Annotated in this window: 21 protein-coding genes and 4 pseudogenes; 18 read left to right on the top strand and 7 right to left on the bottom strand. The window is 62.6% G+C overall.

Features of this window, described 5'->3' with window-relative positions:
* Positions 1-366: 366 nt before the first annotated feature.
* A pseudogene (locus tag KBY70_RS05210) lies at positions 367-1,466 on the top strand (proton-conducting transporter membrane subunit); the annotation flags it as partial.
* Positions 1,467-1,715: 249 nt separating this feature from the next.
* Positions 1,716-1,976 (top strand): annotated as a pseudogene (locus KBY70_RS05200) (fasciclin domain-containing protein); the annotation flags it as partial.
* Here the strand turns inward: KBY70_RS05200 and bioA are convergent.
* The 6 genes and pseudogenes from bioA to KBY70_RS05170 all read right to left on the bottom strand — a co-directional run bounded on the left by bioA (position 1,973) and on the right by KBY70_RS05170 (position 5,806).
* Entirely contained in the window at positions 1,973-3,256 is a 1,284-nt protein-coding gene (bioA, locus tag KBY70_RS05195; protein ID WP_254987667.1) for an adenosylmethionine--8-amino-7-oxononanoate transaminase, read from the bottom strand. The pseudogene KBY70_RS05200 and the gene bioA sit on opposite strands and share 4 nt — an antisense overlap.
* Positions 3,257-3,386: 130 nt before the next feature.
* Positions 3,387-4,358: a sigma-70 family RNA polymerase sigma factor gene (locus KBY70_RS05190; RefSeq protein ID WP_254987666.1), complete on the bottom strand. Its 972-nt coding sequence runs from the start codon at positions 4,356-4,358 to the stop codon at positions 3,387-3,389.
* A gap of 427 nt (positions 4,359-4,785) precedes the next feature.
* On the bottom strand, positions 4,786-5,010 hold the full coding sequence (locus KBY70_RS05185) for a hypothetical protein (RefSeq protein WP_409996025.1): 225 nt from the start codon (positions 5,008-5,010) through the stop codon (positions 4,786-4,788).
* 142 nt (positions 5,011-5,152) lie between these two features.
* Positions 5,153-5,314 (bottom strand): annotated as a pseudogene (locus KBY70_RS05180) (DUF4236 domain-containing protein); the annotation flags it as partial.
* Positions 5,315-5,319: 5 nt separating this feature from the next.
* Complete coding sequence (locus KBY70_RS05175; RefSeq protein ID WP_254987665.1) at positions 5,320-5,643, bottom strand: hypothetical protein; 324 nt, start codon at positions 5,641-5,643, stop codon at positions 5,320-5,322.
* Entirely contained in the window at positions 5,636-5,806 is a 171-nt protein-coding gene (locus tag KBY70_RS05170) for a hypothetical protein (RefSeq protein ID WP_254987664.1), read from the bottom strand. Before KBY70_RS05170 ends, KBY70_RS05175 begins: the two co-directional genes overlap by 8 nt.
* Positions 5,807-5,907: 101 nt before the next feature.
* On the opposite strand from KBY70_RS05170, the gene KBY70_RS05165 reads away from it, so the two are divergent.
* The 6 genes and pseudogenes from KBY70_RS05165 (at position 5,908) to KBY70_RS05145 (ending at position 10,422) form a co-directional block, all read left to right on the top strand.
* Positions 5,908-6,546: a hypothetical protein gene (locus tag KBY70_RS05165; protein ID WP_254987663.1), complete on the top strand. Its 639-nt coding sequence runs from the start codon at positions 5,908-5,910 to the stop codon at positions 6,544-6,546.
* 59 nt (positions 6,547-6,605) lie between these two features.
* A pseudogene (locus KBY70_RS14540) lies at positions 6,606-6,941 on the top strand (thermonuclease family protein); the annotation flags it as partial.
* A gap of 124 nt (positions 6,942-7,065) precedes the next feature.
* Positions 7,066-7,203 (top strand): excalibur calcium-binding domain-containing protein, encoded by a 138-nt coding sequence (locus KBY70_RS14535; protein ID WP_409996024.1) that lies wholly within the window; start codon positions 7,066-7,068, stop codon positions 7,201-7,203.
* 138 nt (positions 7,204-7,341) lie between these two features.
* Positions 7,342-7,704: an AbrB family transcriptional regulator gene (locus KBY70_RS05155; RefSeq protein ID WP_254987661.1), complete on the top strand. Its 363-nt coding sequence runs from the start codon at positions 7,342-7,344 to the stop codon at positions 7,702-7,704.
* 131 nt (positions 7,705-7,835) lie between these two features.
* Positions 7,836-9,506: a formate--tetrahydrofolate ligase gene (locus tag KBY70_RS05150; RefSeq protein WP_254987660.1), complete on the top strand. Its 1,671-nt coding sequence runs from the start codon at positions 7,836-7,838 to the stop codon at positions 9,504-9,506.
* 703 nt (positions 9,507-10,209) lie between these two features.
* Positions 10,210-10,422: a hypothetical protein gene (locus KBY70_RS05145; RefSeq protein ID WP_254987659.1), complete on the top strand. Its 213-nt coding sequence runs from the start codon at positions 10,210-10,212 to the stop codon at positions 10,420-10,422.
* Between the two features lie 458 nt (positions 10,423-10,880).
* Here the strand turns inward: KBY70_RS05145 and KBY70_RS05140 are convergent, their stop codons facing one another.
* Entirely contained in the window at positions 10,881-11,393 is a 513-nt protein-coding gene (locus KBY70_RS05140; RefSeq protein WP_254987658.1) for a hypothetical protein, read from the bottom strand.
* A gap of 246 nt (positions 11,394-11,639) precedes the next feature.
* Between KBY70_RS05140 and KBY70_RS05135 the strand changes: the two genes are divergently transcribed.
* From KBY70_RS05135 to KBY70_RS05090, 10 genes are all read left to right on the top strand, one after another.
* Positions 11,640-13,613, top strand: a complete 1,974-nt coding sequence (locus KBY70_RS05135; protein ID WP_254987657.1) for a nuclease-related domain-containing DEAD/DEAH box helicase — start codon at positions 11,640-11,642, stop codon at positions 13,611-13,613.
* Complete coding sequence (drmD, locus tag KBY70_RS05130) at positions 13,606-16,884, top strand: DISARM system SNF2-like helicase DrmD (RefSeq protein WP_254987656.1); 3,279 nt, start codon at positions 13,606-13,608, stop codon at positions 16,882-16,884. Before KBY70_RS05135 ends, drmD begins: the two co-directional genes overlap by 8 nt.
* A gap of 8 nt (positions 16,885-16,892) precedes the next feature.
* Positions 16,893-17,222, top strand: coding sequence for a nucleotidyltransferase domain-containing protein (locus KBY70_RS05125; RefSeq protein WP_254987655.1), 330 nt, complete (start codon positions 16,893-16,895; stop codon positions 17,220-17,222).
* Entirely contained in the window at positions 17,215-17,610 is a 396-nt protein-coding gene (locus tag KBY70_RS05120; protein WP_254987654.1) for a HEPN domain-containing protein, read from the top strand. Before KBY70_RS05125 ends, KBY70_RS05120 begins: the two co-directional genes overlap by 8 nt.
* Positions 17,610-21,794: an Eco57I restriction-modification methylase domain-containing protein gene (locus KBY70_RS05115; RefSeq protein ID WP_254987653.1), complete on the top strand. Its 4,185-nt coding sequence runs from the start codon at positions 17,610-17,612 to the stop codon at positions 21,792-21,794. The genes KBY70_RS05120 and KBY70_RS05115 overlap by 1 nt, the downstream gene beginning before the upstream one ends.
* On the top strand, positions 21,791-22,102 hold the full coding sequence (locus tag KBY70_RS05110) for a nucleotidyltransferase family protein (RefSeq protein WP_254987652.1): 312 nt from the start codon (positions 21,791-21,793) through the stop codon (positions 22,100-22,102). Before KBY70_RS05115 ends, KBY70_RS05110 begins: the two co-directional genes overlap by 4 nt.
* The gene (locus KBY70_RS05105) at positions 22,092-22,448 is read left to right on the top strand and encodes a DUF86 domain-containing protein (protein ID WP_254987651.1); all 357 of its coding nucleotides are present in this window, start codon (positions 22,092-22,094) and stop codon (positions 22,446-22,448) included. Before KBY70_RS05110 ends, KBY70_RS05105 begins: the two co-directional genes overlap by 11 nt.
* Positions 22,449-22,451: 3 nt before the next feature.
* Positions 22,452-24,197 (top strand): DUF262 domain-containing protein, encoded by a 1,746-nt coding sequence (locus KBY70_RS05100; protein WP_254987650.1) that lies wholly within the window; start codon positions 22,452-22,454, stop codon positions 24,195-24,197.
* 115 nt (positions 24,198-24,312) lie between these two features.
* Entirely contained in the window at positions 24,313-25,356 is a 1,044-nt protein-coding gene (locus tag KBY70_RS05095; protein WP_254987649.1) for a type IV toxin-antitoxin system AbiEi family antitoxin, read from the top strand.
* Positions 25,353-26,228, top strand: a complete 876-nt coding sequence (locus KBY70_RS05090; RefSeq protein WP_254987648.1) for a hypothetical protein — start codon at positions 25,353-25,355, stop codon at positions 26,226-26,228. The genes KBY70_RS05095 and KBY70_RS05090 overlap by 4 nt, the downstream gene beginning before the upstream one ends.
* Positions 26,229-26,235: the final 7 nt, after the last annotated feature.

The raw sequence follows: 26,235 nt of genomic DNA, 5'->3' as shown, positions 1-26,235 counted from the left end.
AGCCGCACTTGGTGCAGGCCATCACGGCGAGACGACTGGGCTGATCATGGACAGGCCGGCAGCAGGGCGGTGTGCCTCGGAGTGATCAGGGTTGCTGTTGAGGCGAATCGGGCATTCCTTTGTTTTCCCCGCCCAACGGCATTGAATGCTTCTTAAAGTTGCTGACCTCTGGCCGATTCGGGCCCGTCTGAATGCCTCAAGTGTTGTGATTTCCACTGCTTGGTTGACATTGTGACCGTCTTTCTGCTTCAGACGGCCTGGCTTGTGCCCCTGTACCCCCTGGTCGCAGCTCTGGCCTCCCTGGCGTGGTCGCCAGGCGTGATCTCCCGCACGGGCCCCCGCCCCTGCGGCTACCTCAATCTGGCGATGGTGGCTGTGGCCTTCGCCCATAGCGTCTGCGCCCTATCAGCCCTGCACACCAATGCCCGCGCCGGCGCTGAGGCTCTGTATCGGCCGATCAGTTTCAACTGGACCTGGCTCGACACCGCCGGCTTGCGGGTCGGCTTTGACGGACTGGTGACCGAGCCCGCCCTGGTGGCGATGGCGGTGATCACGGGCCTGCACCTGCTGGTGCAGATCTATGCGATCGGCTACCTAGAGATGGAATGGGGCTGGCCGCGGTTTTTCGGCTCGCTCAGCTTCTTCGAGGCGGGTCTGTGCGCCCTGGTGCTCACCGATTCGGTGTTCTTCAGCTACGTGATCCTGGAGCTGCTCACCCTCGGCACCTACCTGATCGTGGGCACCTGGTACAACCAGCCCCTGGTGGTGAAGGGGGCTCGCGACGCCTTTCTCACCAAACGCCTTGGCGACCTGATCCTGTTGGCCGGAGTGATTGCCCTGCTGCCGGTTGCCGGCACCTGGAATTTTCATGGCCTTCAGGCCTGGGCTGCCGACCTCAGCAATAACGGCCAGAGCCTTCCAGCGGGATTCCAGCTGATCTTGCTGGCCCTGATCGCTGGTCCGATGGGGAAGTGCGCCCAGATCCCCCTTCACCTCTGGCTCGACGAGGCGATGGAGAGTCCGCTGCCCTCCACGATCCTGCGCAATGCGGTGGTGGTGGTGGGTGGCGCCTGGGTTCTGTTGCGCCTAGAGCCGCTGCTGGAGCTCAGCCCCTTCGTGCAGAGCGTGCTGGTGGTGGTGGGGGGCTCCACCGCCGTGGTGGCCTCGCTGATTGCCTTGGCCCAGATCGATGTCAAGCGGGCGCTGAGTTTCCTGGTGAGCAGTTGGCTGGGGCTGCTGTTTGTGGCGGTCGGTCTGGGCGGCAGCGCCGTGGCCGACCATCTGCTGCTGGTGTATCCGCTGCCGATGGCCTTGCTGTTGATGGCGATCGGCACGATCGTGATCAGCAACGTCACCCAGGACCTCACCCAACTGGGGGGCTCTGGAGCCGGCGGCCGCTGATGGGCCTGGCCTTCCTGGCCGGTGCCGCCGGTCTCATGGGCCTGCCCCCCTTCGCCGGCTTCGCGGCCCTGCGGGAGTTGCTGGCCCTCACGGCCAGCAGCGGCCACCCCTGGCTGCTGGGTGGGGTGGTGTTGCTCAGCAATGCCCTGATCAGCGCTGGCTTGATCCGTGTGTTCGGCCAGATCTGGGGCGGGCGTCCCACCCCCTTCACCCACCGCTCGGCAGAGGTGCTGTGGCTGATGGTGCTGCCCACCACCGTGCTGATGGGGCTGGTGCTGCACCTGCCCCAGCTGCTGGTGCGCAACGGCGTCTATGCCCTGCCCCCCGGCACGGTGCAGACCCTGGTGGACAACCCACCTCAGCTGGCGCGGATCCTGAAGTATCACGTGATCGCCGGTGCCTACACCCGGGAGGCCCTGGTGGCGCAGCCGGAGTTGCCGAGCCTGGAAGGCGCCCCGATCCCGATCCGCCGCGCCGATCCCTTCGAGGTGAAAAACGCCACCGTGGTGACGGCCGACATCGCCTGCGACAACGGCGTGGTGCACGTGATCGATCGCGTGATCCTGCCGGGTTAAGCCAGGGCGTCGACGGCTGAACGCAGAGCGCCGTAGCACTGCTCAAGCTGGGGGGTGCTGATCCCCAGGGGCGGCAGCAGATACACCACGTTGCCCAGCGGGCGCAGGTACACGCCCTGCTCTAGGCAGTGGCGCTGGATCTGTTTGCCCACGGGATTGAGGTAGCTGGCCTCGCCAGCTTCCACATCAAAGGCCGCCATGGTGCCGACGCAGCGCGGCCGCCGCACCAAGGGGTGCTGGGCCAGCTCCTCGAGCAGGGGCGTGTGGCGCAGCTCGAACTGCTGGAAGCGCTCGGGGTGGGCCTGGAGCAGATCCAAGCTGGCCAGCGCCGCGGCACAGCCCAGGGGGTTGGCGGTGAAGCTGTGGCCGTGGAAGAAGGTGGCTTCGGGCCGCTCGCTGATGAAGCCCTGGTAGAGCCGCTCGCTGGCCATCGTCACCCCCATCGGCAGGAAGCCTCCGGTGAGGCCTTTGGAGAGGGCCATCAGGTCGGGTTGAATGCCGGCCCGGCGGCAGGCGAACAGGTCGCCCGTGCGACTGAAGCCCGTGAATACCTCATCGGCGATCAGCAGGGCGCCGGCGGCTTTCACCCGCTCGGCCACGGCCCGCAGGAAGGCCGGCCGCACCACCCGCATGCCGCTGGCCCCCTGGATCAGGGGTTCGAGGATCACGGCGGCGGTGGGCGTCTCCAGGGCCCGCTCGAGCTGGCGCAGGGCGTGGTGTTCCCGTTGCTCCACCGCGTCGTCGCCCCAGTGGCTGTGGGGCCAGGCCACACGGGCCACGGCAAACAACAGGGGCTCATAGGGGTCGGTAAACAGCGAGCGCTCCCCCAGCGCCATCGCGCCGAAGGTGTCGCCGTGGTACGCCCCCTCGAAGGCAATCACCTGCCGGCGCAGTCCCGCCGCGTCGCCACTGCCCTGGTTGCGCCACCACTGCCAGGCGATCTTGAGCGCCACTTCCACGGCGGTGGAGCCGTTGTCGGAGAAGAACAGCCGCTCGAGGCCCGTCAGGGCGCTGATCCGGGTGGCCAGCTGTTCGGCGGGGGCGTGGCTGAAGTTGGCGAAGATCACCTGCTCCAGCTGCTGGGCCTGGCGGGCAATCGCCGCCGCAATGGCGGGCTCGGCGTGGCCATGGAGGGTCACCCACCAGCTGCTGATCGCATCGATCAGGCGGCGACCATCGGCGAGCACCAGCTCACTGCCGCGGGCGGAGTGCACCTGCAGCGGCTCGGGGCTCGTGGCCACCTGGGTGGTGGGGTGCCAGAGGTGGGGGTGCCAGCTCATGGTGTCAGCTCGCGGTGTCAGCCATGCCGGCCGCCGCTCAGCATGCACCGCTCTTGGTCCCATTCACATGGCATTGGGCCGTAGTTCAGCTCATGCGGGCTGCGGAGAGATTGCGGACGGCGCATGGGCATCAGGCTTCCAGATAGTCGATCACCCGTTGCGACAGGCGCCGGATCGCTGCGTGGGCGCGGCGTTCAACCCCCCGGGCCTGGTCGCGGCTGATGCCCATCTGCCGGGCGATGGCGCTGAGGTTGAGGGGTGCGGGTTGGTCGATGCCGTAGCGCAACCGCAGCAACTCGGCTTCATGGGCAGGCAGCTCCTCGAGCAGTGCCCCCAGGTCGCTCTGCAACAGATGGGCCGTGAGCATGTCCTGGGGCAGCTGGGCCTGGCAGCGCAGCGTGTCGAGCAGGCGCAGCTTCTCTTCCGAACCGTGGCCGCTGTCGAGGCTGAGCGGTTCCTGAGCGCGGAACAGTGCTTCCCGGATATCCAGCGGTTTGAGTTCGGTGGCGTCCGCCAGCTCCTCGAGGCTGGCTTCGCGGCCGAGCATCTGGCGCAGTTCCTGCTGACAGCGCCGCAGACGCTGCAGGCGGTCTTGCATGTGGGCCGGCAGTCGGATGCTGCGGCCCTGCTGCTGCAGGGCCCGGCCCAGGCCTTCGCGAACCCACCAGGTGGCATAGGTGGAAAACCGATAGCCCCGGCTTGGGTCGTAGCGCTGGACAGCGCGGATCAGGCCGAGGGTCCCCTCCTGGATTAGGTCGTCGAGTTCCAGGCGCCCACGGCTGTAGCGCCGCGCCATGCTCACCACCAGCCGCAAGTTGGCGGTCACCATCTGCTCGCGGGCGCGCTCTGCCTGCCGCAGTTGGCGCTGCAATTGACGGGGTGTCAGGCCCAGCTCCAGGGCCCAGGCCTGCAGGCAGGGCTCCTGGCCGCCGCAGCGCAGCTTCATTTCTTCCGCTGTCTCCAGCAGTTTTTGGCCGTTTTGCACGGCCCGCCCCAGGCTGATTTCCTCCTCAGGCGTGAGCAGGGGCACCCGACCGATGGCACGCAAGTGCCGGCTGATCGCGTCGCAGTCTCCGCGGCGGAGCTTCTGTGGCGCAGGCATCGGGTGGATATCCGCTGTGAGTCGCGAAACCTTAATCACTGTGGCGCCTATTTGGAGGCGTTTTGCTGCCTGAAAAGCAACCTCAATCATGGTGATCAGGAGCACTCATCATTGATGGGATCCTTTGGGAGGCAGCTGATTTGGACGAATCAAGCCCGTCAACGCTGTCGTTGCGGGGGGAACGTCTGTGGAGATGGCTGGGGGGAGGTCTGGGATCTCGCTGCATTTAACGAATCAGGGCCCAGGTTGGGTATCACAGTGCAAAGATCAATGCTGGATTCACATCAACAGCTCTGATCGTTTGGCGATCTCCTCTCCCAGAATTGGGGCCAAACCAAAAAAGCACCCTGCAACGGATGCCCCTGCAAGAGCACTGGCTTGGACGAGCTGCTGCTGGGCTCAGCCGATGGTGACGACGTGCCCCCGCTCAGAGCAGCCCGCGGTGCCGCACCAGCCGCTGCACCATGGCCCATGAGCCCAGGGTCACCTTCAGAGCTACCAGCAAATTGAGCAGGGGGATCCAGCCACCGCTGAGCAGCGTGCCAAAGCCGCTGCTGCCGAGCCTGACCCCGAGCAGGGCCGGCAGGGCCACCAGCAGGAACCCCAGCACCGCGGCCTTTTCCCAGAGGTCGGCTCGATAGCGCTGAAACAGCCGCTCGCTGCGATCGGCTCCACCGCTGATCAGCTGCAGCCCAATGGCTGTGCCACCGGCGGCTGTTGGGTAGCCCTTCCGCTCTCCCGGCAGGGATCACAGCTGGACGAACCGGCGCGTGCTCCACGCTCCAGCTCAGACCGGTGCCAGGAACTCCCACCGTGGTGCGCGCACCACCACTACGGGCGACGGGGATGTTGAACGAAGCGCCCCTCCCACCAACGGAAATGGAGCTCAATCCACCCTTGCTGAAATTGAAACGCAGTGGGCCCAGGCGGGCGGAGCGTCGAAAGCGGAAGCCCATGGCGATCAGCGGCTCTTGACGCAATAGCCGCCTGATGAATACCAGCCCAGCGGGCATCCCTTGCCGCTTTTCTGGATCGCTTCCCGCTCGTTACTAGGGCTGCTGAGGCAGTAGTTGCCAGAGGAATAAAAACCCAGCGGGCAGCCAGCACCACTTTTCTCAATGGCGCCGCGGGTGTTGCCACCGGAGCTGGGCACGCAGTAGCCGCCAGAGCTGTAGTAGCCAAGCGGGCAGCCTCCCGCCTTGGGCAGCGGTTGCACCGGCTGCTGGGCCAGCGTTGCGCTGGTACTGAGCAGGATCCCGACGGCAATCAACAGTGGCTTACTCATCGGTGGTGGGCTTTGCCAGTTCATCGAGCAGGCGGCTCACCAGGTCACCACGGCTGCGGATTCCCCACTCCTTGCGCAAGTCATCCAGCCACACCACGGTGGATTGGCGCAGCTCAAGGCTCATCCGCACATAGGGATCGTCACTGGAATCGCCTGGGGACATTTGCAGGTGGCTGGGAGTTCCAACGATCGGTCTGCTGCTGCTCTTGTGCAAGAGCAATGGGGGCAGACTTGAGCAACCAGTAGCCGAGGCGCGAGCGCGCGATGCCCACCAACACCCAGATGGAGGGCTGCCTAGCTGAGGAGCGCGGGGCGCTGGTCTTCTGGTCGCCGGAGGTGCAGCAGCGCAAGCCAGGCAGCAAAGTTCAGGTCATTGATGTCTTCTCCCTGCAGGTCGTCACTGGCTACACCCGTGACCCCCAAGGTCGGTTGCTGCTGGAGTCCCAGCCATCTGTGGCTGCTGGCCGCAGCTGGAGCCTGGCCAAGGCTGCGCAGTTGATCCGCAATGACGCCCGCCCGCACCGCTGGGTGGCCTTGCAGCTCGATAAACGGGCCTGGGGCCTGTTTTGGGCAGGGGGTGGGCTCCAGCACTGCCGTGAGTTGCTATCCCAGCAGGTGCCTGCATCGGACATCTCCAGCGCACTGGTCGCAGCAACTCCAGAAGCCCTGCTGCGACTGGTTCTAGATCTTGGTACTGATCTGCCCAGCCCTACTCAGAGCCCTGCTGCAAAGCCTGCCAACGATGAGCACAAAGGGCTGTGGCGAATCATCGCTTGGACATCACTGGCCTGGCTGACTGTCCTTGGCATGACCGTTGCAGGTTTCCTTACCGCGCTGGAGCGTCAGGACCGCAAGTTGGAGCTGCTGCTCGAGCGCACAGCCCCAAGCTCCGGGATGCGTTGAGCGATTCAGCTTTGCGGCTCTGCTCAGCAATCGGTGTATTGGGCCTGGGTTGGCTGGGCGTGCAAGCAGGCCTGGCTGAGCAACAAGGCTTGAGCGCCATCGTGCTCTCGATCGGCGATGGCGACACCATCCGCGTTCGCCAGGCCGGCAAAGCCCTGACCGTACGGCTGGCCTGCATCGATGCCCCAGAGACTGCCCAGAGCCCCCACGGGCAGCAGGCTCGCAGCTACCTGCAGCAGAGGCTCCCTGTCGGGCGCGAGGTCAGGCTCGAAGTCAAGACCACCGATCGCTACGGCCGTTCGGTTGCCGAGGTGATCTCGGACATCAACATCAACCTGGCGCTGGTGGAAGACGGTCAGGCATTCGCGTATCGGCAGTACCTGAGCGGCTGCGATGCCAAGGAGTATCTGGACGCGGAATACCGAGCCAGCCGGCGGCATTTTGGCGTTTGGCAGGTAGAGGGCGGCATCACCCGCCCCTGGGACTTCCGCCGCGGACGGCGTTCAGCCGCCATCCCTGATGGCACCACTCCCGGCGGACGCCGCTACCCGCTGCTCAGAGATCGGCTCTTACGCCAAGGCCCAGCAGTTGCTGCGGCAAGGGCACGGCTATCTAGATGGAAATGGCGATGGAGAAGCCTGCGAAGCACTCCGCTGACAGTCATCGTTTGCCATATTTCGTAGCTGCACTACTGGTTTTTACAGAAGTCTGTAGCAGTAATGGCTTGCCTGCTGATGTACTGGATTGACACAGCATCTGAGTTTGGTACCTTCTGAAAATCAGGCAAATATCATCATGCTCACCGGATCCGAACTGCTCGCCAAGGTCAAGGAGCTAGGCGATGTCTCCAAGTCCGAGCTCGTGCGTGAGTGCGGCTATGTGAGCACCAAAAAAGATGGCAGTGAGCGCCTCAACTTCACTGCGTTCTATGAGGCCCTGCTCGGTGCCAAGGGTGTAAGCCTCGGCGCCGATAGCGCCGGCCGGGGCAAGGGTGGGCGCAGCCTTAGCTATGTGGCAACTGTTCAGGGCAACGGCAACCTGCTGGTAGGTAAGGCCTACACAGCCGTGCTCGACCTCCTACCCGGCGATGAGTTTGAGATCAAGCTGGGCCGCAAGCAGATCAAGTTGATTCCTTTGGGCAGCCCAGAAGAGGAGTGAGCAGCTGCTAGTGAGCAAGACGCCCGAGCTGATCGAGACGTTCATGCTGGTGTGTTTCTACAACGACAATCTCGTTTCTGAGCTTGCAGCCGCTGCTGAAAGCCACTAGTACCTTCAGAAAGGCTCGACCCATGCTCTCAAGCCTCGAAATCGCGCAGGCAGCAGTTATGCGCCCCATTGCCGATGTCGCAGCCGAGGTAGGCATAGAGCCCGACGAGCTCGAGCTCTACGGTCGCTACAAGGCCAAGGTCGATCTCTCCATTCTCGATCGTCTCGCAGGAGTACCGGACGGGAAGCTGATCAACGTGACGGCAATTACGCCAACCCCCGCCGGTGAGGGGAAGACCACGACGTCGGTCTCGCTAACGCAAGGTTTCGGCAAGATCGGCAGGCGCGCGATCCTCGCGCTTCGTGAGCCATCGCTCGGGCCTGTCTTCGGCGTCAAGGGTGGCTCTGCTGGCGGCGGGTACGCCCAGGTCGTGCCGATGGAGGACATCAACCTCCACTTCACAGGTGACACGCATGCGATCACCGCCGCGAACAACCTCCTATCGGCCCTCGTCGATGCGCACCGCTTCCACCGGCACAAACCGGAGATCGCAGTCGTCACCTGGCGCCGCGCGGTCGACGTCACGGACCGTCAGCTCCGGAACATCGTCGGCGGACTCGGCGGCGGGAAGAACGGCATTCCTACCGAATCGGGGTTCGACATCACTGCCGCCTGCGAAGTGATGGCGATCGTGGCGCTCGCGACCGACCTCCACGATCTGCGCAAGAGGCTTGGTGCGATCACCGTCGGATACACCCCCAATGGTGAGCCCGTCACGGCGGAGGACATCAAGGTCGCAGGCGCGATGGCGGTTCTCCTAAAGGACGCAATCAAGCCGAACATCGTGCAAACCCTTGAAGGTCAGATCTGCTTCATGCACGCCGGGCCTTTCGCCAACATCGCCCACGGCAACAACTCCGTCATCGCCGATCGCATCGCTCTCAAGCTGGGCGAGTTCGTGATCACCGAGTCGGGCTTCGCTGCCGATCTCGGGATGGAGAAGTTCATGGACATCGTCTGCCGAGTCGGCGGCCTCAGGCCGCACGTGGTCGTGATAGTCGCAACCGTGCGCGCGCTGCGCCATCACGGTGGTTGCGACTGGCGGGAGAAGGCGGAGATGTCGCAGATGGAAGCCGAGGTCGAGACGGGCTTGGCGAACCTCGCGAAGCACATTGAGAACGTCCGCGCATTCGGGATCCAGCCAGTCGTCGCCATCAACACACGTCCCGATGACGAGACCGAGCTGCTAGAGCTGATCAAGACCCGCTCGCTCGAGGCCGGTGCCTTTGGCGCCGCAATCCACAACGGCTTCGGCCAAGGTGGAGAGGGCACCATCGAGCTCGCCGAGGTTGTCGCCGCTGCTGCGGAAGCCGAGTCGGACTTCCAGATGCTCTACACCGACGACGAGTCGATCGCGACGAAGATCGAGAAAATCGCGAAGACCATATACGGTGCCGGCGGGATCGATCTTGCGCCCGCCGCGAAGGAGGCGATCGCACGCTATGAGAAGCAGGGCCTCGCCCACCTACCGATCTGCATGGCGAAGACACACCTTTCGCTCTCGCACGATCCGAAACAGCTGAACCGCCCCACGGGCTTCACGGTGCCAATCCGCGACATCCGCGTTTATTCGGGCGCCGGGATGCTGGTACCTCTCTGCGGCGACATGCTCCTGATGCCGGGCTTCGGCACCCAGCCTGCCGCATTTGGGATCGACATCGACGAGAACGGCGAGACGATTGGACTCTTTTAAAGAGAAACTCGTACGCGGAAATAGCCGCGTCATGAATGCTTTGCCGGAGAAGATTTAGCCTTATGGAGTAATACAAGCGGGCTCTGCTTCTGCGCGCATCGACGCAGGATCAACCCCAGAATTCCTCTTCTGTCCTGGGGGTTTTCTGTTGTCAGCTCTAAAGGAAATGGTGATTAAGGCTTGTAGCTAAGCGCGGCAGCGGACAAAGCAGGGGTCCCGGCAGGCGGCAGGTGCGCCAGTCGCCATTGGTGCTGCTTACCTCCACCCCAATCCAGCTGCTGGGATGGTCGGGCTCACTAAAGAGACCAATCCATTCGATGGCATCAGCGATGGCGTCATCAAGGGAGCTGTACTGACCGTCGAGCTGTAGCTGCGCTCAAGCGACTGACTTGCTGTGCTGCGCCGAGCAGTGGATCCAGATGCCTGCATATCTCTCCTGCTTGGCTAATCACCATGGCCAGCGCAGGGTGCCGCCATCTGTATCGCTAGGAACACTTTGATGAGACGTTACAAGGGGCTCGCTGCTGGCAAGTAGCGCGGCTGGCGCAGTTGAAAGAGGTGGTGGGCCATGGGGCTGGCGAGCACTCCCCTTGGTCTGCCCCGGCAGCAGCAGCGCGCAAGGGCTAACGCAAGTCGCTGCGCGACCCCTGCGCGCTGCTGATCACACCGGGGCCAGACGGCGATGTCGTTCGCCAGCTCAGCCATGGCCGCCACTCCTCCCAGCAGCACCTGCCCGATCCGCATCATCTCGATGCATCTCCTCGGGGCTGCCGGTGAGCTCCTGCGGGTGCTCTTCCTCGATCGCGAGGGGTACATCTCAGCTGAGCCGCACTACTTGCCCCGCGATGAGGCCCTGATCCTGGCCGCCAATCAGCAGCGGGTGCTCGGGCATCAGGCACGGGTGCAGGTGCTCTGAGGCGCCTGGCCGGAGGCTGTTTGCCTCCGGCTTTGCTCAGATGGCAGCTAAACCTCGTCAGCGGGACGCGCGAGATCTACGAGCAGACGGCTGGCTAAGTCCCCCGGGCTGCGCAAACCCATCTCCTTCCGAAGCCCTTCGAGCCAGTCCAAGGTGGATTGGCGCAGGTCAAGGCTGACCCGCACATATGGATCGTCAGCTGGGTTGGCTTCGCTCATTAGCTCCTGGTTGGGCTCCAAAGATCAGCAGGCATGAGGCTGGGTGCAACCCCACTGGCGGCAAAGCTGGACGTTTGCCGCAGGTGCTCGGCAATGCCCGCCGGGCTGGCGATCTGATCTACCCGTAGACATCTGACACGAATGGGGCGTGTGTCTTCTGAGGAAGGGTCGGTAGATCAAGGCGCTGGCGATCACGCAATTCGCCATGCCCGTTATGGGCATGAGTGGTGATAGCGCAAATCAAGTGCCCTGAAGCCCAGGCGCTTGGCCATCGATAAATCGGCGCAGGTTGACGCCGGCCTCCATAGCTGCAGCCAGTAGCTCGGCACGTTGAACTTCGTCGAGCCCATCCCAGAAAGCGTGGAACAGATCCAGTGAGGCCTTGCCCATCCCTACCAGCCCGAGCACTGAGAGAGGGAAGCCGAGCCAGGGGAAGATCAGCAGCACCACCCCCAGCACCAGACTCACGGCAGCGCCCTGCTTCACCGACTCCCACACTGTGCTGGCAACCATCTGGATCTGCACCCCCCGAGTGATGGTGCCACGCTTGCGCAGCGCCTCGGTGCGCAGTCCGGTCAGCAGGGCCTGGTAGATGGCGTAGACCACAACCCCGCCGAGTGTGGACTCCGCCACAAACTCACCGCCGGTAAAGCTGCCGCCGTTGAGGTTCACATCCACTGAGGCCAAGCCAGCCAGCGGTGCCACCTCGAGGCCAGCCTGGGGGATGCGGAAGGGGTCGCGGTCGCGGGTCATGGGACAGCTAGAAGATCCAATGGAACTCTAGCTTAGCCCTGGAGAAAGTGTGGTCATCGCTTTATACAAGACCTGCATCACTCAGTGCAGCACAGGCTTCGCAGAGGCAACTAGCAAGGCTCAGCAGCGCACCCGAGACGGCCCAGTCCCTACAGGACGTGTCAGTAAGCAAAAGTGGGTGGGCTTCCTGTGTTAGAGCGAACGAAGCTCTCATTACCGTCGCGGACAGCCTGCCGCTGCTCTGCCATGAGTGTCGCCATTACTGGGAGGCTGAGCATGGCCGAGATGATTCCAGACAGCGTTCTGTCAGCTGCACCAAGAGGTGAAAAGTTTCTGTTCAACGCTTTTCGCGATGCGCTACCAGACAATTTCATTGCTTGGCACGAGCCGAGTGCAACAACATCCAAGCCAGACTTTGTCATTCTCTCAGACACCCATGGCCTACTGGTTGTAGAAGCCAAGGGGTGGTCAAGAGGAATGATTAAGGAAGCTGATAGCAATCAGGCCCTCGTGGAGTGGCCTGCGACTAGCGCAAGTCCAGCAAGGGAGCAGGTTCACACCCATCCCCTTAAGCAGGCCGAAAGCTACAAATACGCCTTGATGGACAAGCTCAAGGCCGAGTCAATCCTGGTGAACAATCAGCAAGGCGTTAACTACGGAAAACTCAGCTTTCCTATGGGCCGATGCGCTATCATGACTGGGATGACCAGGTCTGAGATTGAACAAGAAGACCTGTTCGGCACCAACCTTGCTCCTGTCTTCTTGCAGGAGTCAATCCTTTTTGCTGATGATATTGAATCCTGGTCGGACCTGAGCGACCGACAGGTGATCGCACAGTTCTGGGAGCTCTTCGATAGCCGAGCCAAGTTCAGGTTTCCCCCGCTCACCGACGATCAGATTCAGACCATCAGGGCAGTCCTTAACCCTTCAACCTCGGTGAAGCGCGTTCCAGCAACACCGCAGAGCTGGAACCTGCCAGGCCCCGTGCCTGAAGATGCGACCATCATCAAGACACTTGATCTACAGCAGGAGCGGGCGGCCAAGCAGCTTGGCGACGGCCACCGAATCCTCAGTGGTGTTGCAGGATCAGGCAAGACTCTGATTCTCACAGCCCGAGCGAAGTGGCTCCTTGAGGGGAACCCTGATCAGAGGGTGCTGATTACTTGTTTCAACGTTACACTCGCCGCCTATATCCGCTCCGTTGTGCATGGCGGCAAAAGAGTTGTGGCAAAGCTCTGCTCACCTGGTGTTGAAGCCAGGCACTTCCACGGCTGGGCAAAAGCCATTTGCGGATCTCTTCCTCAATACGGAAGCCGTGATGAAGACGATGTTGACGAGGAGCTGGCAACTCTGGTTATGGAAAAGCTAGAGGCTCGCCCTGAGTTGCGCTATGACGCCATCCTGGTGGACGAAGCCCATATCATGCATCCCTCCTGGTTCAAGGCACTAAAAGCCTCCCTAAAAGAGCCTGATGAAGGGTCTCTGCTCATTGTGAATGACGCCAGTCAAAAGCTGCGCAAACGAAAACGGTTTAGCTGGGCATCGGTTGGCATCAACGCCCGCGGACGCACAAGGATTTACAAGAAGAACTATCGAAATACAAGGGAGATCCTTGCGTGTGCCTGGAGCACGTTGTCAACACTTGTGGCCTCAGAGCCTGAGGCAGAAGAGGCTTTCCCTGTGGTCATTCCCGATCAATCTGATCGACACGGAGGCACGCCAAAGCTCATCCTTGCCAAATCAGTCTCAAGTGTTGAGCAACTGGCCCTTGGTGCGTGTAAGCAGGAGATCGCTTCTGGAGTGGAGGCAAAGAGCATCGCATTGATTTATCGCTATGGCGGCGGCAAGTTTTCAGATCGAATTCAACGCTTGCTCACTCAATCTGCGCGTCAACTCAATGGAGAAGCACTCTATTGGGTAACACGTGATGCGACCACCAGGAGTAGCTATGGGATTAACCAGCCTGGCATTCGATTGATCACCACCCAGTCAGCTCTTGGCTTGGAGTTCAAGAGCGTCTACCTCCTCTGGCTAGAAGACTTTGATCGAGCCCTTGACACCGCCAATCTCGAGCAGCAGCTTCGTGATCTCCGAGAGCTCTACGTGGCGATGACCCGCGCGCAGGATCACCTCACGTTGATCTGTTCATCAACTAGCCGTCTCGGCGCCCACCTCGCCCAGGAACGGGACACCCTTGGCCTGGAGGTGATCCATGCCTGAGCGGCTCCAAACCAAGCCCACCAAGGGTTGCGTTGTGTTTTGCCGTAGCCACAACCACCTGGTGGAGGATGTGCAAGACCCAGCGACCGGCGGCGACACCGTGGTGCGCCTGGCCTGTCTGGATGACGACGCCAACGGGCAGATCACCGAGGTGTTCTGGGAGCGGGAGGTGGATGCCCGGGTCCTGGGTCAGAGCACCTGGGAGACGATCGGGCAGCGGGGGTTCGATGATCCGCAGGTGTTCTCCAGCTACCTTCACACGCTGCAGTGGAACTGCGTGACGGCCACCGACCCGGGTCTGTTCCAGTCCCCTCTGCGGGCGGGGATCGATGTGAAGCCCTACCAGCTGGAGCCGCTGCGTAAGGCCCTGCGCATGCCGCGGGTGGCTCTGTTCATCGCAGACGACGTCGGCCTGGGCAAGACGATCGAAGCCGGGCTGATCATGCGCGAGCTTCTCCTGCGTCAGAAGGTGCAGCGGGTGGTGGTGGTGCCCCCGCCGTCGGTGGTGCTGCAGTGGCAGGGCGAAATGGAGAGCCGCTTCGGTTTGCCGTTTGCGGTGATGAACCGCGAGTACGTGTCGCGGATGCGGCGCGAGCGGGGCTGGGGCATCAACCCCTGGGCGACCCATACCCGCTTCATCCTTAGCCAGGCGCTGGTGCGCAATGAGGACTACGCCGGGGCCCTGCGCGATTGGCTGGGAGATGGCGAGAAAGCGCTGCTGATCCTCGATGAGGCCCACAACGCCGCTCCTTCCAGCGGCTCCAAGATTGCGGTGGACTCCAAGCTCACCCGGGCCATCCGCAGCCTGGCCGGCTGCTTCGAGCACAAGCTGTTCCTGTCGGCCACGCCCCACAACGGCCACAGCAACAGCTTCTCGGCTCTGCTGGAAATCCTGGATCCCACCCGCTTCTGCCGCGGGGTGCCTGTGCGCAACAAGGCTGACCTTGAGCCCGTGTTGGTGCGGCGCCTCAAGGAAGACCTGCGCCAGATCGGCGAGGAGCTGCCCAAGCGTGTGGTGGAGCCCGTGGTGCTGGAGGGGCTGGATCCCTCTACGCCTGAGCTGGAACTGGCCCGGTTGCTCAAGGCCTACCGGGCGATGAGGGAGCAGCGGCTCAAGGGTGCGGGAAGTAAACAGCGCGCTGCCGAGCTGCTGGTGGTCACCAACCTGCAGAAACGGCTGCTTAGCTCGATCGAGGCCTTTCACCGCACGCTTGGCGTGCACTGCGACACCTTGCGGCGGCGGGATGCGGGCGAACGCCTGCGCACGGCCCGAGACCCCCAGCAGCTGAAGCTGCTGCAGCAGGGCATCGATGGCGACGACGAGCGCGCCGACGCCGATGAAGACAGCGTCGAGCGGGAAGCTGAGCAGGAGCATCGGCTGGCCCTGGCTACCACCGAACTGGGAGCAGGGCCCGAGGAATGGGCGCTGCTCAAGGACATGCAGCGCATCAGCGAGCGCGCCCGCTACGAGCCTGATGCCCGCATCACCTACCTACGCCGCTGGATTCAGCAGCACCTCTGCCCGGATCTGGGGCAGGAGCGAGCCGAGTGGAACGGCGAGCGGCTGTTGATCTTCACCGAGTACGCCGATACCAAGCGCTGGCTGCAGGAGCAGATCGAGTCGTTAATCGCCGGCAGCGACAGGGAACGGGAACGCATCGCCACCTTCCACGGCGGCATCGGCGATGAGAAACGGGAAGCCCTCAAGCGCAGCTTCAACAGCCCGCCCGATCAGGATCCCCTGCGCATCCTGATCGCCACCGATGCCGCGCGGGAGGGGGTGAACCTGCAGAACAACTGCCGTTACCTCTTCCACTTCGACGTGCCCTGGAACCCGGGGCGGATGGAGCAGCGCAACGGCCGCATCGACCGCACCCTGCAGCGCGCCCCAGAGGTGTTCTGCCACTACTTCGTGCTGGCCGACCGCGAGGAAGACCGGGTGCTCGACGTGTTGGTCAAGAAAACCGAGGAGATCCGCAAAACCCTCGGCTCCCTGCCGCCGGTGGTGGTGGGCCGGCTGAGTGAGCTGCTGGCCAAGGGCATCAATCCCACCAAGATCAGCGAGGCGATCGCGCAGATCCAGGGTGTGGATCAGGAGGAGGGCTACAAGCACCGCCAGGCCCTGGTCAACCTGGAGCTGGAAGACAACAGCCGCGAGCGGGAGGACGAGCTCCGCCAGCAGGTGGCGCGGCTGGAGAAGGCGCTGCAGAAGTCAGAAGACTGGCTCCACTTCAGCAGTGATCTCTTCCGCGATGCGCTCAACACCAGCCTGCGGGTGAGCGCCCAGGGGAGCGGGGTAGGGAGCGGATCAGTGCCGCAGCTGACAGCCAAAGATCCAGCAGCAGCCCAGGCCGATCCCGAGCGGGCCGAATGGATCTTCCCGGCGGCCGATGAGCTGCCTGGTGGCGAGCAGAGCTGGGGAGACGTGTTGGATGCGCTGCGGCGTCCCCGCCGCCCTGGCGAGAAGCTCTGGGAGTGGCGGCGTAGCACGGTGCCGCAGCCGGTGGTGTTCAAGGACCCCAAGGAGGTGAATGCCGACCGGGTGCACCTGCATCTGGAACACCCCCTGGTGCAACGGTTGCTCAACCGCTTTTTGGTGCGGGGGTTCCAGGGAGAAGAGCTGAGCCGGGCCGCGGTGATCGCCACCCACGACGACACCGCCAAGCTGATCCTGTTGGCACGCATGTCGCTCTATGGCCACGGCGCTGCACGCCTGCACGACGAGGTATTGGAACTGGTGGCCGAATGGGACCCGGCCGATCCAGCCCGGCGGCTGCGGGTGCTGAACGCCACCAAGACGGACATGGCCCTGGCCGACCTGGAAACCAGCCTGCGTGAACGTCTCCCATCGGTGGATGAAACCATCCAGCGCCAACTGCGCGTCCAGCTGCCGGCCGACGTGGCCCAACTCAAGGACCGCCTAGAAGCCCTCGCCACAGAACGGGCTGAACGGGCCAAGGACCAGCTGGCCAGGCGTGCCGACGACGAGGCCAACGCCTTCGTGAAGGTGCTGCAGGAGCAGCGGGAGCGGATCCTCAAAACCCGCACCAAGCACGACAGCGATTTCGATCAGCTGGCCTTCGGCTTTGCCGACCACGAACTCAGGCAGCTGCGCGACAACCGCTCTTACTGGGACAAACGGCTGACGCGGATTGAGCGGGATCTGGAGCTGGAGCCGGCTGCCATCCGGCGCACCTTTGAGGTGGCCACAGCCCCCCGCATCGAGCCGGCCGGCGCGATTGTGCTCTGGCCGCTGGAGGCGGCGCGATGATGGAGCCCATGGCTGCCACTCCGCCCCCCCTGGTGACCCGTGAGGCCCTGAGGAGCTTCACCCAGCGGCTTGTGGAGCATTTTGCGCCTCAGAAAGTGATCCTGTTTGGCTCCCAGGCCCGTGGTGAAGCGCGCTGGGATTCCGACGCCGACATCCTTGTGGTGATGCCGTTTGAGGGCAGCTCATTTGAGCAGCGCCTGGCCATGCTTGAGCTGGGTGCACCCTCGTTTCCGGTTGACCTGTTGCTGTGCAGACCCGAAGCCGCAGCACAGCGATATGGCTGGGGCGATCCGTTCATCCGTGAGGCCCTGGATCACGGCGAAGTGCTCCATGGCTGAGCTCACCCCGTTGGTGGAGGCCTGGATCCGGTACGCAGATGACGACTGGCAGGACAGTCAGATCCTGGCCAGTGCTGGTGGTAACCCGCGCAGCATCTGCTTTCACCTGCAGCAATGCATCGAGAAGCTGTTCAAGGCGGAGTTGATGCGGCTGCAATCGCCTGTGCCCAAAACTCACAACCTGAAGGAGCTCTCTGATCTGTTGCAGCAGGCAGACGCCGGCTGGAGTGCTGCATCGATCGATCTCAACCGGCTGTCGTTGGCTGCCGTTGACTTTCGCTATCCCGATCCCAGTGAGCCCGAGCCCGACATTGATCTGCCGCTGATTCAGTCGATCGCTGCTGATCTGAAGGAGCGGTTGTTGGATCGTCTGGGGGGTAGCCGCTGATGCCCCCACGCACCCCTGGTGTTCACACCCACGAAGAGTGGAAGGGCATGGCCCAACCGGTGGGCCTGGTGGTGGAGCCTGTGGTGCTCAACCGGTTGGGGGTCTTCCCGGAGAGTGCCACCACCGTGCTGGCCGACTGGCAGCAACGGTTAGAGCAGCTGCTGGAAGACCAACCCGTTAGCGACCAGGCCGCGAGCGAGCAGTGGCTGAGTGTGGCCCCCAGCTTTGAGCTGTTCTGTGAGGAAGTTCTGGCCTGGCAGCCCGGCGACCTCCGCAAGCCCGAGGAGCTGCCGGCGCTGGTGGCCGTGCATCTCGATGAGTACGACGAGGTGCTCCGCCCCGATTGGTTCGTGCCTGACCCCAGCCAGGGGGAGGGGCCGCTCAAGGCCCAGCTGCTGGTGCAGGAGCTGCCCCTGGGCACCCCATTCGATGCGCTGCCCAAAGGAGCTGATGGCCGGCGCAGCTGGGAGGCCACACCGCAGCAGCGCTTGGAGCGGCTGCTCAAGGAAAGCGAACACCCGATTGGCCTGCTCTGGAATGGGGTGGCACTGCGGCTGGTGTATGCACCGCGGGGCGAATCCAGCGGCCACCTCACCTTCCCGTTGGAGCCGATGACGACGGTCGACGGGCGGCCGATGTTGGCGGCGCTGCAGATGCTGCTGGGGCCAGACCGCCTGTTCGAAGGCGGCGCCAGCAACACCCGCCTGCGGCCGCTCATGGAGCAGAGCCGCAAAGAACAGAACGAGGTGAGCACTCGCCTGGCCGAGCAGGTGCTGGAAGCGCTGTGGATCCTGCTGCGCGGTTTTGATGCCGCAGGGCTGGCGGCCAACGACCCCAGCCACATCTACGGCGGCTTGATCACCGTGCTGCTGCGGTTGGTGTTCCTGCTCTACGCCGAAGACGAAGAGCTGATGCCCACCGATTCGCGCTACGACCAGCACTACAGCGTGGGCGGCCTGGCCCAGCGGCTGCGGCAAGACCGGGCGGATTACCAAAACGCCATGGAAGGCCGGCGTGGCGCCTGGGCCACGCTGTTGAGCCTGTTCCGCCTCGTCTACGACGGCGGCGGCTCCACCGAGGCCTATCTCCCGGCCCGGCATGGCGATCTGTTTGATCCGGAGACTTACCTCTTCCTGGAAGGACGCACGGCGGACACGGCCTACACCGATGGGCCGCTGACCTCGGTGCCGTCCATCAGCGACGACGTGGTGGAGCAGGTGCTCACCAAGCTGCTGCTGCTCGACGGCCAGATCCTGAGTTACCGGGCTCTGGATGTGGAACAGATCGGCTCGGTGTACGAGGGAATCATGGGCTTCATGGTGGAGAAGGCCACCGGGCCCAGTGTGGGAATCACCTACAACCCCCCACGCCAGAAGATCAAAATCACCGTGGTGGTGAATGCCGAGGAGCTCTTGGCGGTAAGTGGCGCCAAGCGCGAAGCCTGGCTCGATGAGCAGGCCGGCGTGAAGCTGAAGCTGCCGGCCAAGGTGAAACAAGAGCTCAAAGCCGCCACCACCCTGGCCGAGCTGTGCGCGGCGCTCGACAAGAAACTCTCCCCCCACACGCCCAACGGCCTGCAGGCGGGTTCACTGATCCTGCAACCCACGGCCGAGCGGCGCCGCAGTGGCAGCCACTACACACCAAGGGCGCTCACCGAACCGATCGTGGCCGAGGCCTTCCGCCCCTGGCTGGAGCGCTGCAACCACCAGCCCACGGCGGAACAGATCCTGGCGCTGAAGGTGTGCGATCCGGCGATGGGGTCGGGCGCCTTTCTGGTGGCGGTATGCCGCTATCTGGCGGGCTGGCTGGTGCAGGCCTGGGAGCGGGATGGCTATCCCGAGGGCTTCCGGCAAGACGCGGATAAAGACACGGTGGCCCGCCGGCTTGTGGCCCAGCGCTGCCTGTATGGGGTCGACAAGAACCCGTTTGCGGTGAACCTGGCGCGCCTGAGCCTCTGGCTGGTGACGCTCAGCAAAGACCTACCGTTCACCTTTGTGGATCACGCCCTCAAGTGCGGCGATTCGCTGGTGGGGTACTCCGTGCGGGAGATCCAGGCGGCAATGCAGGAAGTGCAGCTGGGCTTCCTGAATGAGCAGAACCAGGTGTTTGATCGGATGGGCCTGGCCCGGCGCGAGAGCTTCGCGGAAGACAGCCTCACCGATGCGGGCTACGACCGCAAGAAGGCATTGCTGAAAGAGCAGACCCAGGCCAGTGAAGGTCTACGCCAGGCCGGCGATCTGATGGTGGCGGCCTTCTTTGATGCACCCAAACCCAAAGACCGACCCGACAAGCAGCAGGTGTATCTGGCACTGCTCAGCGGCAACTTCAACGACGCGGCGCTGCAGGGTTCGATCCAGGAGATCCGCGAGCGACTGGCGGCAGGCGAGAAGGGGATCACGCCGTTTCACTGGGATCTGGAGTTTCCGGAGGTGTTCGGTGAGGAGCGCGGTGGTTTTGATGTGTTTGTGGGCAATCCGCCGTTTGTGGGAGGCAAGCGCGTCAGCGAGATCCAAGGGGAGACCTATAACACCTGGCTGATCGAGCTGCACTCGGAAGCCACCAAGAACGCCGATCTAGTGGCGCACTTCTTCCGTCGTTGCTTCCAGTTACTTCGCCCAGATGGCGCGATGGGGCTTATTGCTACAAATACTATTGCCGAAGGCGATACGCGAACCAGCGGCCTTCGCTGGATCTGCCTGCATGGCGGCACGATCTACGCGGCCCGCAAGCGCTACAAGTGGCCGGGCGTGGCAGCCGTGGTGGTCAGCGTGGTGCACCTGCACAAGGGTGCCTATGCCGGCGTGAAGCTGCTGGAGCGGCGACCGGTGGAGCAGATCACGGCCTTCCTGTTTGTCAACGGGGGCCATGAGGATCCGAAGCAGCTGGCGGCCAATGCCGGCAAGAGCTTCCAGGGTTCGATCGTGCTGGGCATGGGCTTCACCTTCGATGATTCAGGTCCGGCCGATGACGACACGCCTGGCATCCCCTCACCGATCGCCACGATGGAGCGGCTGATCGATGAGAACCCGAAGAATGCAGAAGTGATCTTCCCCTACATCGGGGGCGAGGAGGTCAACAGCAGCCCCACCCATGCGCATCACCGCTATGTAATCAACTTTGGGGAGCGGAGCGAGGAGGCGTGCCGGCAGGAGTGGCCAGAATTAATGACAATCTTGGAACGCAAAGTCAGGCCAGAGCGGATGAAAAAAGACGGCAAGAAATATCCTCGAATGGTCCATGAATGGTGGAAGTTCTGGAATGCGAGGCCTGCGCTTGAGGCCGCAACTGCGCATGTTGACCTAGTAATAGTTATTAGCGCTCAGGCTTATACGCATTGTGTTTTCGGCACCCTTTCCTCTAAAAGCGTATTCGCCCACTCGCTGATCGTTTTCCCCGTTGTCGATATTATATTTCGAAGCCTTGTTGGTTCGCGTATACATGAGATATGGGCTCGGTCATTCAGTGGATCCGCAATGGATCTGTCCCGCTATAACCCCTCCGACTGCTTCGAAACCTTCCCCTTCCCCGCATCACTGCTCGATGCCAACGCCAACGATCCCGCCTACGAATCCACCCGGCAGAACCTCGAAGCCATCGGCGAGCACTACCACCAGTTCCGAGCCGAGCTGATGGTCGCCAACAATGAAGGCCTCACCAGCACCTACAACCGCTTCCACGATCCAGCCGAAACCAGCCCCGAGCTGCTGGAGCTGCGCCGCCTCCACGGCGAGATGGATCAGACGGTGCTGCAGGCCTACGGCTGGAGCAATGTGCCCACCGCCTGCGGCTTCGGCCTCGACTACCTCGACACCGAAGATGACGCCCAGCTCCCCGAGGAACTGCAGGAGCGCATCGACAGTGGCGACCTGTTCTTTTGGGATGCCAACGATGCCCTCGATTTCCAGGGCCAGCTGGAGGCCTACGGCGCCATCAGCGGCCGCCGCAAACTGCCCTGGCGCTACCGCTGGCCCGATGCCGTGCGCGACGACGTGCTCGCCCGCTTACTGGCGCTGAATGCCGAGCGGTACCAGGAGGAAGTGGATCAGGGCCTCCATGGTGGTGGCCGAGGCCGTGGCGGCGGCGGAAGCTCTGGTGGTTCAGGCACTGGGCGGCGGCGCGGTCGGCCGCCCCGGAATCCCCAGCCCGATTCCGGCCAGACTGACCAGATCGGACTGGCGCTATGACCATCGCCCTCGCCCAGCCACAGCTCGACGCCATCGCTGAGGCCTGCCAGCGGCATCACGTGGCGCGGCTGGATGTGTTCGGCTCCGTTTTGAGGCCCGATTACCGGCCTGGAGAAAGCGACATCGATCTGCTGGTGGAGTTCCAGCCGCTTGATCCCGCCAGCCTTTACAAGGCTTACTTCGCGCTCCTGAACGACCTGCAGCACCGCCTGGCATCCCGCGTCGATCTGGTAATGGCCGATGCCGTCCGCAACCCCTACGTCAAGCAGGCCATCGAGGCCAGCCGGCAGCAGATCTATGCAGCGTGACCCCCGGGCTTATCTGAGCGACATCCTGGAGGCTGCAGCAGCCATCCAGGACGCAACCAACACGATTGACGAAGCTGGCTACAGCCAATCGAGGCTGATTCGTTCAGCCGTCGAGCGTGAGTTCATCATCATCGGTGAAGCCCTGAAGATGCTGGCACAGCGGGATCCACAACTGTTTGCCGCGATCCCGGAAGGACGGCAGATCATCGACTTCCGCAACCTGCTCACCCATGAGTATCTGAATGTCAGTCATGCCGTGGTCTGGGGTGCCATCCAAACGGATCTGCCGGTTCTGATCGAGCACTGCACCCGGTTGCTCAGCCAGGTCAATGAGGGGCTCCGCTGAGCGATGGCCAAAGCAGAAGCCACCGTCGAAGAACTCGTCAGCAAGATCGAGCGCGGTGAGCTTCGCCTGCCCGAAATGCAGCGCCGCTACGTCTGGCGTTCCACCCGCGTGCGCGATCTGCTCGATTCCCTCTATCGCGGTTATCCCTCGGGCGCCATCTTGATCTGGGAAACCGATGAGCCCGTTCCCGAACAAGCCTTTGCTGTGGGCCAGCAGGCCAATCCCTACGCCAAAACCCAGCTCCTGCTTGATGGCCAGCAGCGGCTCACATCCCTCTCCTCTGTGATTCGTGGCGAGCCGGTTCAGGTGAACGGCCGCCAGCGTCCCATCGAGCTGCTCTTCAACCTGGAGCACCCCGATCAGCTCAGTGTGATCACCGAGGTGGACGACAACAGCACCGATGCCGCTGATGAACCGGTCGACGTGAATGACGACGGGGAAGATCCCTCAGACGATGAAGCCGATGCCACAGAAGACGAGCTGCAGAAGCGCTTCGATCGCATGACCTTCGTGGTTGCCACCCGCAAGCTCGAGCAGCTGCCCCAGTGGGTGAAGGTGAGCGAGGTGTTCAAGATCGACAGCGACGCTCCCTTCCTGCAGCAAGCCGGGGTGAAGGGTTTCGACGATGAGCGCTATCAGAAATACAGCCAACGTCTGGCCCGTCTGCGCGGCATCCGTAAATACGTCTACCGGATGGATGTGCTGGAGCGAACCCTTTCCTACGACGAGGTCACCGAAATCTTCGTGCGGGTCAACTCCCTCGGCGCCAAGCTACGGAGCTCTGATCTTGCCCTTGCCCAGATCACCGCTAAATGGCGCGGATCCCTGAACGTGTTCCAGGCCTTCCAGGCCGATTGCACCAAAGACGGTTTTGAGATCGACCTCGGCCTGCACCTCAAAAACCTGGTCGCCCATGCCACTGGGCAGTCCCGCTTCCTCACCGTTTCCAACCTCACCCTGGATGCGCTGAGAAGCGGCTGGGACGATGGCTGCCGCGGCATGGAATTCGCGATCAACTTCCTGCGCAGCAATGCCGGCATCACCAGCCCGGCCCTGCTGGCCTCGCCGTTCCTGCTGATCAGCCTGGGCTTCTATGGCGCCCAACGCTCCTACAAGCTCGCGGCCGCAGAAGAGAAGGGCCTCCGCCGTTGGGTGTTGCTCGCTAATGCCAAGGGCCGCTACAGCCGGGGCTCCAGCGAAACCCTCCTCGACCAAGACCTCAAGACTCTGCGCGATGGCGGTGGCTTCCAGGAGCTTCTCGATCGGCTGCGCACCCAGGTGGGCCGGTTGGATGTCACCCCAGAAGAGCTGGAAGGCCGCAACCAACGCAGCGCCCTGTTCAAGACAATGTTCCTGGCCTTTCGAGCTGCAGACGCCCGCGATTGGCGCTCCAACCTGGTCATCGCCCTCAGCCATGTGGGCAATGCCCACCAGCTGCAGTTTCACCACATCTTCCCCAAAGCCGTTCTCAAGAGCACAGCCACCACCCGCGAGACCGACGACATCGCCAACCTCGCCTTCATCAGCGGCAAGGCCAACCGCAAGATCAGTGCCAAGGAGCCAGCCCTCTACTTTCCAGAGGTGCAAAAGGCCAATGGCGAGCAACCCTTCCAGAGCCAGTGCATCCCCACCGACCCTGAGGTGCTCGCTATTGAGCGCTACAAGGCGTTCCTGGCGGAGCGGAGGCGGTTGATCGCTGAGCGGCTGAACACGTTTTTGGGGTCGAGCGAAGGCACGGCGAGCCCGTGATGCTTTCAACAAATGCTGAAATGGGCTCGCACACTGAAACAGGGGTAGGCTTGCCAGGCCCGGAGGCTTTCAACATTTGCTGAAACAGGCACTAGAGCTGAAAGAGGGAGAGTCCTTGGGTCTCCAGTTGCTTTTGGAGTTGCTGGCCCAGGTCCCAGTGATCCGTAGCGTGGAGCCGGTTCTGCCGCGAACCTGGGACGCCAGCGGTATCGATGCCCTCGTCGGGCTGCAGCTGGAAGACCGGCTGCAACCACTCGCTTGTGCCGTGCTGGCCAATGGACAGCCCCGTCATGTGCGCTTGGCCCTCTGGGAACTCACCCATGCGATACGGCGGGATTGCCCTGACGCCATCCCACTGCTGATCGCTCCCTTCCTCTCCCCCGCCAGCCAGGCCATCTGCAAGGAACACAAGGTCGCCTTTCTGGATCAGCAGGGCAATGCCCGCCTGGTCTTTGATGGCGTGTTCATTGAGAGGGTGGCAGCAGGGAAGCCTGCCTCGGTACGCCGAGATCTCAAGAGCCTGTTCACCCCCAAGGCCGCCCAGGTGTTGCGGCTTTTGCTCAGAGATCCCTGGCGCCCATGGCGGGTCACAGAACTCGCGGAAAAGGCAGAGGTGAGCCTCGGACAAGTGAGTAACGTTCGAAGGGGGCTCCTTAATCGGGAATGGGCCACCGTGACGCAGGAAGGCCTGGCACTCAATGACCCCGATGCCTTGCTTGATGCCTGGAGCGAGGCCTATGCAGGTTTGGGTGGCAAGAAGATGAGCTACTACACCACGCTGCACGGGAAAGGACTGGAGGATGCCTTCCTGGAGCTGTTCCGTGATCAGCGGGATCGGCCTGGGGTGTTGCTGGCGTCCTTCACCGCCGCTAAGTGGCTGGCGCCCTATGGGCGTATTGCCACCCACAACCTCCTCAGTCAGCCTGCGGAGCTGGAGCACTTGCATCACACCTTGGCACTGCAGCCAGCTGTCAATGGCGCCAATGTTGTCGTCACCATGCCGGCTCACGAAGGTGTATTCCTCGATGCTGTGCACCCGTCCCCTGGCATCGTCTGCACAAGCCCTGTACAAACATTCCTTGATCTTTCCGCGGCAGGGGAACGCAGCAAGGAAGCCGCTGAGCATCTGCGCAGCAAACTTCTGAGGTGGACACGATGAGCCCCCTGGAACCTCAGTCGGCTGCTGACTACGACGATAGGAGTACGGAAGCTGTTAAATCAGTACTGCTGGAGATAGGCCAGATTCTGGGCAGCTACAAAGGCAAATTCGTGGTTGTGGGAGGCTTGATTCCCTGGCTACTCCAGAACGATGATGAGATGCCTCATGTGGGCAGCCTCGACATCGACCTTGGCCTTGATCCTTCAGCACTTGCCGATGGCGAGTATGCGAGTCTGATCAAATTGCTGAAAGGTCAAGGCTATCGACAGCGAAATGATCTCAACCCCGAACTCAAGCCATTCCAGCTTGTGCGTGAGCTGCCACAGGAGGACGGCTCAGCGCCGATTGAAGTCGTCGTTGATTTCCTGATGCAGAGAAACGTCAAGGTTGCCAAGAATGATCCACCTTTGCTCGAGGACTTTCGTGTCCAGGGAGTCAACGGGACAGATCTCGCAATCCGACTTGCCGAGAACTTCAGGCTGAGCGGGAGCATGCCGGGAGGAGGCACAAATACAGTCACCATCTCCGTCTGCTCAATACCCGCCTTTCTTGTCATGAAGGGATTCGCGATCCAGAATCGACACAAGCAGAAAGACGCCTACGATATATATTACGTCGTTCGTAATTATCGCGATGGCATCTCGGCCTTGGCCGAAGCATGTCGCCCTGTTTTGAACGAACCCGAAGGCCGGGAGGGGTATGGCTACATCGACGGTAAGTTCGGCGCATTCGATGACTATGGCCCAACTTCTGTCCGCAAGTTTGTGGAAGAAACCGATGTGTTGCAGGAGCGAACCCCAGATCAGTGGCAGCAGGATGCCTTTGGTGTCGTTGACCAGTGGCTCAAGGAACTCGGACTGAAAGAGTCATGAGCGATTC

Source organism: Cyanobium sp. ATX 6E8 (assembly GCF_024346335.1).
Lineage (GTDB): Bacteria > Cyanobacteriota > Cyanobacteriia > PCC-6307 > Cyanobiaceae > Cyanobium_A.
Note: the sequence above shows the minus strand (reverse complement) of the source record. Positions and strands in the feature narration are given on the sequence as shown.

Bases quoted from the DNA above. Each gene is read 5' to 3' on its own strand.
- drmD (WP_254987656.1), top strand. From the start codon at position 13,606: ATGCCTGAGCGGCTCCAAACCAAGCCCACCAAGGGTTGCGTTGTGTTT.
- KBY70_RS05100 (WP_254987650.1), top strand. From the start codon at position 22,452: ATGGCCAAAGCAGAAGCCACCGTCGAAGAACTCGTCAGCAAGATCGAG.
- KBY70_RS05110 (WP_254987652.1), top strand. From the start codon at position 21,791: ATGACCATCGCCCTCGCCCAGCCACAGCTCGACGCCATCGCTGAGGCC.
- KBY70_RS05150 (WP_254987660.1), top strand. From the start codon at position 7,836: ATGCTCTCAAGCCTCGAAATCGCGCAGGCAGCAGTTATGCGCCCCATT.
- KBY70_RS05170 (WP_254987664.1), bottom strand. From the start codon at position 5,806: ATGTCCCCAGGCGATTCCAGTGACGATCCCTATGTGCGGATGAGCCTT.
- KBY70_RS05125 (WP_254987655.1), top strand. From the start codon at position 16,893: ATGGCTGCCACTCCGCCCCCCCTGGTGACCCGTGAGGCCCTGAGGAGC.
- KBY70_RS05120 (WP_254987654.1), top strand. From the start codon at position 17,215: ATGGCTGAGCTCACCCCGTTGGTGGAGGCCTGGATCCGGTACGCAGAT.
- KBY70_RS14535 (WP_409996024.1), top strand. From the start codon at position 7,066: ATGGCACCACTCCCGGCGGACGCCGCTACCCGCTGCTCAGAGATCGGC.
- bioA (WP_254987667.1), bottom strand. From the start codon at position 3,256: ATGAGCTGGCACCCCCACCTCTGGCACCCCACCACCCAGGTGGCCACG.
- KBY70_RS05175 (WP_254987665.1), bottom strand. From the start codon at position 5,643: ATGAGTAAGCCACTGTTGATTGCCGTCGGGATCCTGCTCAGTACCAGC.
- KBY70_RS05105 (WP_254987651.1), top strand. From the start codon at position 22,092: ATGCAGCGTGACCCCCGGGCTTATCTGAGCGACATCCTGGAGGCTGCA.
- KBY70_RS05135 (WP_254987657.1), top strand. From the start codon at position 11,640: ATGAGTGTCGCCATTACTGGGAGGCTGAGCATGGCCGAGATGATTCCA.
- KBY70_RS05145 (WP_254987659.1), top strand. From the start codon at position 10,210: ATGGCCGCCACTCCTCCCAGCAGCACCTGCCCGATCCGCATCATCTCG.
- KBY70_RS05140 (WP_254987658.1), bottom strand. From the start codon at position 11,393: ATGACCCGCGACCGCGACCCCTTCCGCATCCCCCAGGCTGGCCTCGAG.
- KBY70_RS05090 (WP_254987648.1), top strand. From the start codon at position 25,353: ATGAGCCCCCTGGAACCTCAGTCGGCTGCTGACTACGACGATAGGAGT.
- KBY70_RS05165 (WP_254987663.1), top strand. From the start codon at position 5,908: ATGCCCACCAACACCCAGATGGAGGGCTGCCTAGCTGAGGAGCGCGGG.
- KBY70_RS05115 (WP_254987653.1), top strand. From the start codon at position 17,610: ATGCCCCCACGCACCCCTGGTGTTCACACCCACGAAGAGTGGAAGGGC.
- KBY70_RS05155 (WP_254987661.1), top strand. From the start codon at position 7,342: ATGCTCACCGGATCCGAACTGCTCGCCAAGGTCAAGGAGCTAGGCGAT.
- KBY70_RS05190 (WP_254987666.1), bottom strand. From the start codon at position 4,358: ATGCCTGCGCCACAGAAGCTCCGCCGCGGAGACTGCGACGCGATCAGC.